Source organism: Streptomyces sp. NPDC017943 (assembly GCF_044328425.1).
In the GTDB taxonomy this organism is placed as follows: Bacteria; Actinomycetota; Actinomycetes; order Streptomycetales; family Streptomycetaceae; genus Streptomyces; species Streptomyces djakartensis_A.
Map to the genome: position 1 here is coordinate 1,443 of NZ_JBIRHH010000054.1, position 1,332 is coordinate 2,774.

At 56.9% G+C, this 1,332-nt stretch carries 1 rRNA gene (cut by a window edge); it reads left to right on the plus strand.

Annotation, left to right across the window (positions count from 1 at the left end):
• The first annotated feature begins 58 nt into the window (after positions 1-58).
• Positions 59-1,332, plus strand: a 23S ribosomal RNA gene (locus ACH4C6_RS35885) (it continues 1,924 nt past the right edge of the window).

Consider the following 1,332-nt stretch of genomic DNA (forward strand, 5'->3'; position numbering starts at 1 on the left):
CGGGGTGATGGGTGGCTGGTCGTTGTTTGAGAACTGCACAGTGGACGCGAGCATCTGTGGCCAAGTTTTTAAGGGCGCACGGTGGATGCCTTGGCACCAGGAACCGATGAAGGACGTGGGAGGCCACGATAGTCCCCGGGGAGTCGTCAACCAGGCTTTGATCCGGGGGTTTCCGAATGGGGAAACCCGGCAGTCGTCATGGGCTGTCACCCTTGCCTGAACACATAGGGCAAGTGGAGGGAACGCGGGGAAGTGAAACATCTCAGTACCCGCAGGAAGAGAAAACAACCGTGATTCCGGGAGTAGTGGCGAGCGAAACTGGATGAGGCCAAACCGTATGCGTGTGAGACCCGGCAGGGGTTGCGCATGCGGGGTTGTGGGATCTCTCTTTCACAGTCTGCCGGCTGTGAGGCGAGTCAGAAACCGTTGATGTAGACGAAGGACATGCGAAAGGTCCGGCGTAGAGGGTAAGACCCCCGTAGTCGAAATGTCAGCGGCTTGCTTGAGAGACACCCAAGTAGCACGGGGCCCGAGAAATCCCGTGTGAATCTGGCGGGACCACCCGCTAAGCCTAAATATTCCCTGGTGACCGATAGCGGATAGTACCGTGAGGGAATGGTGAAAAGTACCCCGGGAGGGGAGTGAAATAGTACCTGAAACCGTGTGCCTACAAGCCGTGGGAGCGTCGGATGGAAGCTTGCTTCCATCTCGTGACTGCGTGCCTTTTGAAGAATGAGCCTGCGAGTTTGCGGTGTGTTGCGAGGTTAACCCGGGTGGGGTAGCCGTAGCGAAAGCGAGTCCGAATAGGGCGTTTTTAGTAGCACGCTCAAGACCCGAAGCGGAGTGATCTAGCCATGGGCAGGTTGAAGCGGAGGTAAGACTTCGTGGAGGACCGAACCCACCAGGGTTGAAAACCTGGGGGATGACCTGTGGTTAGGGGTGAAAGGCCAATCAAACTCCGTGATAGCTGGTTCTCCCCGAAATGCATTTAGGTGCAGCGTCGTGTGTTTCTTGCCGGAGGTAGAGCACTGGATAGGCGATGGGCCCTACCGGGTTACTGACCTTAGCCAAACTCCGAATGCCGGTAAGTGAGAGCGCGGCAGTGAGACTGTGGGGGATAAGCTCCATGGTCGAGAGGGAAACAGCCCAGAGCATCGACTAAGGCCCCTAAGCGTACGCTAAGTGGGAAAGGATGTGGAGTCGCACAGACAACCAGGAGGTTGGCTTAGAAGCAGCCACCCTTGAAAGAGTGCGTAATAGCTCACTGGTCTAGTGATTCCGCGCCGACAATGTAGCGGGGCTCAAGCGTACCGCCGAAGTCGTGTCATTCAC